At 71.9% G+C, this 6,251-nt stretch carries 2 protein-coding genes and 1 pseudogene; 2 read left to right on the forward strand and 1 reads right to left on the reverse strand.

Going from position 1 to position 6,251, the window contains the following annotated elements; all coding sequences use genetic code 11:
* Positions 1-170: 170 nt before the first annotated feature.
* On the reverse strand, positions 171-2,096 hold the full coding sequence (locus tag CWIS_RS16720; protein WP_048344463.1) for a M3 family metallopeptidase: 1,926 nt from the start codon (positions 2,094-2,096) through the stop codon (positions 171-173).
* A gap of 119 nt (positions 2,097-2,215) precedes the next feature.
* Between CWIS_RS16720 and CWIS_RS16725 the strand changes: the two genes are divergently transcribed.
* Complete coding sequence (locus CWIS_RS16725; RefSeq protein ID WP_048344464.1) at positions 2,216-6,007, forward strand: nitrate reductase subunit alpha; 3,792 nt, start codon at positions 2,216-2,218, stop codon at positions 6,005-6,007.
* Between the two features lie 13 nt (positions 6,008-6,020).
* Positions 6,021-6,251 (forward strand): annotated as a pseudogene (gene narY, locus CWIS_RS19655) (nitrate reductase subunit beta); the annotation flags it as partial.

Genomic DNA, 6,251 nt, shown 5'->3' on the forward strand with positions numbered 1-6,251 from the left:
CCCCAGCCCTGGAGCTCAGGGCCATGCGATCCACCCGGCTTGCCTGTGCCGGTTCGTTGGTCGGGTGTCGGTTCGTCGGTGGGGAGCGACGAACCGGTGCGGAGTCGACGAAGCGAGGTGGCGGGTCGACGAAGCGACTGGTGAGCCGACGAACCGGGGTGGTGGAGGGGTCAGGGGGTGGTGGGGGCTGTCGTGAGCCAGGTGTCGAAGGCCTCGTACGTGCGGGGGCGGCCCAGGAACGACTCGACCAGGTCCGCCGCGTCGCGGCTGCCGCCGGGGGCGAGGATCTGGTCGCGGTAACGGCGCCCGACCTGCTCGTTCATCAGGTCGTCGCCGAAGGCCGTCAGCAGGTCCTTCGCGATGACCAGGCTCCAGAGGTAGGTGTAGTACGCCGGGCCGTAGCCCTCGAGGTGCCCGAAGCCGGTCACCTGGTGGGTGTCGGGCAGCGGGGCGAACGGGCCGAAGTGCTCGTCGACCTGCGCGGTGAACGCGTCGAGGTCCTCGGGCGGTGTGGCGTGCAGGCCGTAGGACAGCGCGGTGAAGTTGAGCTGGCGCCGGGTCCACGAGCCGCGGCCGAACTCGTCGGCCCGGCGCATCTTGGCGACGAGCGACGCGGGGATCGCCTCGCCCGCGTCGTCGGTGGCGAACGAGCCGAGCACGCCCGCGTCCCACGCCCACTCCTCGAGGAGCTGCGACGGGGCCTCGACGAAGTCCCACTCGGTCGCGACGCCCGAGAACTCGGCGTACCGCTGGTGCCCCCCGACGATCTCGTGGACCAGGTGGCCGAACTCGTGGAAGAAGGTGCACACGTCGTCGTGCTCCATGCTCCCGGTGGGGAAGTTGCACACGAGCACGCCCTCGGGCAGCCGGACGCCGGCGATGCCCGGCACGAGCGAGAACTGCGCGGCGTGGTTGAACTTGCCCGCGCGCGGGTGCATGTCCAGGTAGAACCGGCCGATCCGCTCGCCGTCGGACGCGACGTCGTAGACCTCGACGGACGGGTCCCAGACCGGCGCGGTCACCGACGTGAACGTGAGGCCGAGCAGGCGCCCGATCGTCGACATCACGCCGTCGCGGACCTTGTCGTAGCGGAAGTAGCGGCGGACCTCCTGCGCGTCGACGTCGTACTGCTCGAGGCGGACCACCTGGTCGTAGTACAGGCTGTCGGCGGGGGTGACCGCGGTGGCCGAGGGGTCGTCGCGCCGGAAGCGCTCGAGGAGCACGGCGACGTCGCGCGCGGCGGGCTCGGCGGTGAGCGCGTCGAGCCGCTCGATGAGCTCGCCGATCGCCGCGCCCGAGCCGATCATCTTGACCTCGGCGTCGTAGGACGGCCAGTCCGGGTAGCCGAGCAGGTGCGCGCGCTCCTCGCGCAGCGCCAGCAGCTCGGCCAGCACCGCGCTGTTCTGCGGGTACGCGATGCGCAGGTACTCGCTCGTCAGGGCGCGGCGCACGGTCGCGTCGTGCGCGTAGGTGCGCACGGGGATGAGGTCGGGGTACTCGGTGGTCAGGGTGACGAGGCCCTCGTCGTCGGCGGGGTGCGACGCGAGGAAGTCCTCGGGGAGGCCGGCGAGCTGCTCGGGGCGCACGCGGATCGACCGCGCGCCCTCACGGATGTTGCGCGAGAACTCGAGCCCGAGCTCGGTGCAGCGCTGGGCCAGCGCGCGCAGGCGGTCGCGCTCGGCGGCGGTCCGGTCGACCCCCGCGCGGCGGAAGTCGCGCAGCACGTGCTCGTGCAGGCGCTGGGCGTCCGCGTCGAGGCCCGCGGGGTCGGTCGCGCTGAACGCCTCCCAGAGCTCGCGGTCGAGCCCGCGCTCGGTCGCGAGGTCCTCGGCGGCCTGGGCGCGCTCCTCGGCGCCCTCGCGGAGCGTCGCCGACGGGTGGACCTCGGCGAGCAGGTGCGCCGCGGCGGACGCCTGGCCGAGTGCGACGTCGGACGCGTTCCACAGCTCGAGGACCTCGGTGGCGCTGCGCGTGGTGCCGTCCTTGAGCGTCGCGAGGTGCGTGCGCGCCTCGTCGAGCGCGGCGTCGATCGTCGTGGTCAGGAAGTCCGTCCACCCGGCGTCGTCTGCGGGCAGCGTGAGGGGCTCGAGCGTCATGCGCCGCAACCTACCCGCGCGCACCCACGCGTGGCCCGCGCATTCGCGCCGGCGGAGCCCGCGATTTTCCACGGCCCGTTCCGGGTGGCGCGCGTCACACCCATCGCTACTGTCGTGCCATGGCGGACACCCAGCAGCCCGGCTTGGACGGACCTGCGTCTGACGTGCTCTTACGCGCCGGAAGGTTCTTCACGCGCTGGGACGAGACCGACGACGGTCGCGCCGTCTTCCGCGAGGGCGGACGACGCGGCGACGTGTTCTACCGCGACCGCTGGCGGCACGACAAGGTGGTCAGGTCCACGCACGGCGTGAACTGCACCGGCTCGTGCTCGTGGAAGGTCTACGTCAAGGACGGGATCATCACGTGGGAGGCGCAGCAGACGGACTACCCGTCGGCGGGCCCCGACCGTCCCGAGTACGAACCCCGAGGCTGCCCGCGCGGCGCCGCGTTCTCCTGGTACACGTACTCGCCGACGAGGGTGCGCTACCCGTACGCGCGCGGCGTGCTCGTCGAGATGTACCGCGAGGCGAAGGCGCGCCTGAAGGACCCCGTGCTCGCATGGGCCGACATCACCGGCGACCCGGTCCGCCGACGGCGCTACCAGCAGGCGCGCGGCAAGGGCGGCCTGGTCCGCGTCACGTGGGACGAGGCCGTCGAGATGGTCGCGGCCGCGCACGTGCACACGATCAAGACGTACGGCCCGGACCGGTGCGCGGGCTTCTCGCCCATCCCGGCGATGTCGATGGTGTCGCACGCGGTGGGCACGCGGTTCATCCAGCTCATCGGCGGCGTCATGACCAGCTTCTACGACTGGTACGCCGACCTGCCGGTCGCGTCCCCGCAGATGTTCGGGGACCAGACGGACGTCCCGGAGTCGGGCGACTGGTGGGACGCGACCTACCTGATGATGTGGGGCTCGAACGTCCCCGTGACCCGCACGCCCGACGCGCACTGGATGGCGGAGGTCCGCTACCGCGGCACCAAGGTCGTCACGGTCTCGCCGGACTACGCGGACAACACGAAGTTCGCCGACGAGTGGCTGCCCGCGGCGGCCGGGACCGACGGTGCGCTCGCGATGGGCATGGGCCACGTGGTGCTCAAGGAGTACCTGGTCGAGCGTGAGGTCCCGTTCTTCCGCGACTACGTGCGCCAGTACACCGACCTGCCGTTCCTGGTGACGCTCGAGGAGCGCGACGGCGCGTACGTCCCGGGCCGGTTCCTGCGGGCGGAGGACCTCTCGGACCAGGACCTGTCCGACGAGGGTGCGGCGGCCGACCCGGTGACCGCTCCCGACGGTGAGGCCGCCGCGTGGAAGACCGTGCTCCTGGACTCCGCGACCGGCCGGCCGGTCGTGCCGAACGGGTCGTTGGGCTTCCGCTACACCGACTCGGGCGAGGGCCGGTGGAACCTGGACCTCGAGGGCGTCGTCCCTGCGCTGAGCATCCGCGACGCGCGCTCGTCGTCGGCCGCGGCGTCGTCGGACGCAGGCTCGACGGACCCGACGACCGAGGCCGTCGAGGTGCTGCTGCCGCGGTTCGACGACCCCGGCGGCACGGGCGCGGTGCAGCGCCGCGGCGTGCCGGTCACGCGCGTCAACGGGCACCTGGTGACGACGGTCTTCGACCTGACGCTCGCGCACTACGGCGTCGGCCGCGACGGCCTGCCGGGCCAGTGGCCGACGGGCTACGACGACGCGACGCAGGGCTGCACGCCCGCGTGGCAGGAGCAGCACACGTCGGTCCCGGCGGACGCGTGCACGCGCATCGCGCGCGAGTTCGCGACCAACGCGGAGAAGTCCGAGGGTCGCTCGATGATCATCATGGGCGCGGGCATCTGCCAGTGGTTCCACGGCGACGCGACGTACCGCGCGATCCTCGCGCTGCTCGCGTTCACCGGGTGCTTCGGGCGCAACGGCGGCGGCTGGGCGCACTACGTCGGGCAGGAGAAGTGCCGTCCGCTGACGGGCTGGATCTCGCTCGCGAACGCGCTCGACTGGTCGCGGCCGCCGCGCACGATGACGGGCACGTCGTACTGGTACATGCACACGGACCAGTGGCGGTTCGACGGCTACCAGGCCGACGAGCTCGCGTGGCCCCTGGCCGACGGGCACCTCAAGGACCTGCACACCGCCGACACGATCGCGACGTCCGCGCGCCGCGGCTGGATGCCGTTCTACCCGCAGTTCGACGCGAACCCCCTGGACCTCGCCGACGAGGCGAAGGCCGCGGCGCAGGACGGCTCCGCGCCGGACCCGGCGTCGCACGTCGCGGGCCGGCTCAAGGACGGCAGCCTGCGGTTCGCGGTGGAGGACGTCGACGCGCCCGAGAACTGGCCGCGGACGCTCGTGCTGTGGCGCTCGAACCTGCTGGGCTCGAGCGCGAAGGGCGACGAGTACTTCCTGAAGTACCTGCTCGGGACGCACTCGAACGTGCAGGCGCCCGAGCCGACGGCCCGGCCCAGCGACGTGACGTGGCGTGACGACATCCCCGAGGGCAAGCTCGACCTGCTGGTCAGCGCGGACTTCCGGATGACGTCGACGACGATGCTGTCCGACGTCGTGCTGCCGGCCGCCACCTGGTACGAGAAGCACGACCTGTCGTCGACGGACATGCACCCGTTCGTGCACGCGTTCTCCCCCGCGATCGACCCGCCGTGGGAGGCGCGCAGCGACTTCGACGCGTTCCACCTGGTCGCGCAGCGGTTCTCGGAGCTGGCGCGCACGCACCTGGGGGTCCGCAACGACCTGGTGAGCGTGCCGATGCAGCACGACACCCCGGGCGAGATGCCGCGCGACGGCGGGGCGGGCGGCGACTGGCGGCACGGCGACGCACCGGCCGTGCCGGGCGTGACGATGCCGCTGCTGCAGGTCGTGGAGCGCGACTACACCGCGATCGCCGACAAGCTCGGCTCGCTGGGCCCGCTCGCGTCGACGCTGGGCTTCACGGTGAAGAACGTGACGTACCGGCTGGAGCACGAGGTCGAGCGGCTCGGCAAGCTCAACGGCGTGATGCTGGGCGGCGCCGGTGACGGCCGTCCCGCGCTGGACACCGACGTGAAGATGGCCGAGGCGATCCTGGCCCTGTCCGGCACGACGAACGGCGAGCTCGCGACGCAGGGCTTCCGCACGCTCGAGCGCCGCGTCGGCAAGGAGCTGCACGACCTCGCGGAGGGCTCGGAGGAGAAGCGGATCACCTTCCCGGACACGCAGGCGCGGCCGGTGCCGGTGATCACGTCCCCCGAGTGGTCCGGCTCGGAGACGGGCGGGCGGCGGTACGCGCCGTTCACGGTCAACGTCGAGCGGCTCAAGCCGTGGCACACGCTGACCGGGCGCATGCACCTGTTCCTCGACCACGGCTGGATGAAGGACCTGGGGGAGGCGCTGCCGATCTACCGCCCGCCGCTGGACCTGCACCGTCTGCTGGGTGAGCCCGAGCTGGGCCCGGACGGCGCCAAGCAGGTCACGGTCCGCTACCTGACGCCGCACAACAAGTGGTCGATCCACTCGGAGTACCAGGACAACCTCCTGATGCTGTCGCTGTCGCGCGGCGGCCCGACGTGCTGGATGTCGCCCGCGGACGCCGCGGCGATCGGGGCCAAGGACAACGAGTGGATCGAGTGCTCCAACGCGAACGGGATCTTCGTCGCGCGGGCCGTGGTCTCGCACCGCATGCCCGAGGGCGTCGTGTTCGTGCACCACGCGCAGGAGCGCACGATCGACGTCCCGAAGACGGAGAAGACCCGCCGACGAGGCGGCATCCACAACTCGGTGACGCGTCTGCTGGTCAAGCCGACGCACCTGATCGGCGGGTACGCGCAGCTGTCGTACGCGTTCAACTACCTCGGCCCGACGGGCAACCAGCGCGACATCGTCGCGACGATCCGCCGTCGGTCGCAGGACGTCGAGTACTGAGGCGGGGGACGACATGCGTGTGATGGCCCAGGTCGCCATGGTGATGAACCTCGACAAGTGCATCGGGTGCCACACCTGCTCGGTGACGTGCAAGCAGGCGTGGACGAACCGCGCGGGCGTCGAGTACGTGTGGTTCAACAACGTCGAGACGCGCCCCGGGCAGGGGTACCCGCGGCGGTACGAGGACCAGGAGCAGTGGCACGGCGGGTGGACGCTGAACCGCAAGGGGCGCCTGACGCTGCGC

The sequence above is a fragment of the Cellulomonas sp. A375-1 genome (assembly GCF_001040865.1).
Classification (GTDB): Bacteria; Actinomycetota; Actinomycetes; order Actinomycetales; family Cellulomonadaceae; genus Cellulomonas; species Cellulomonas gelida.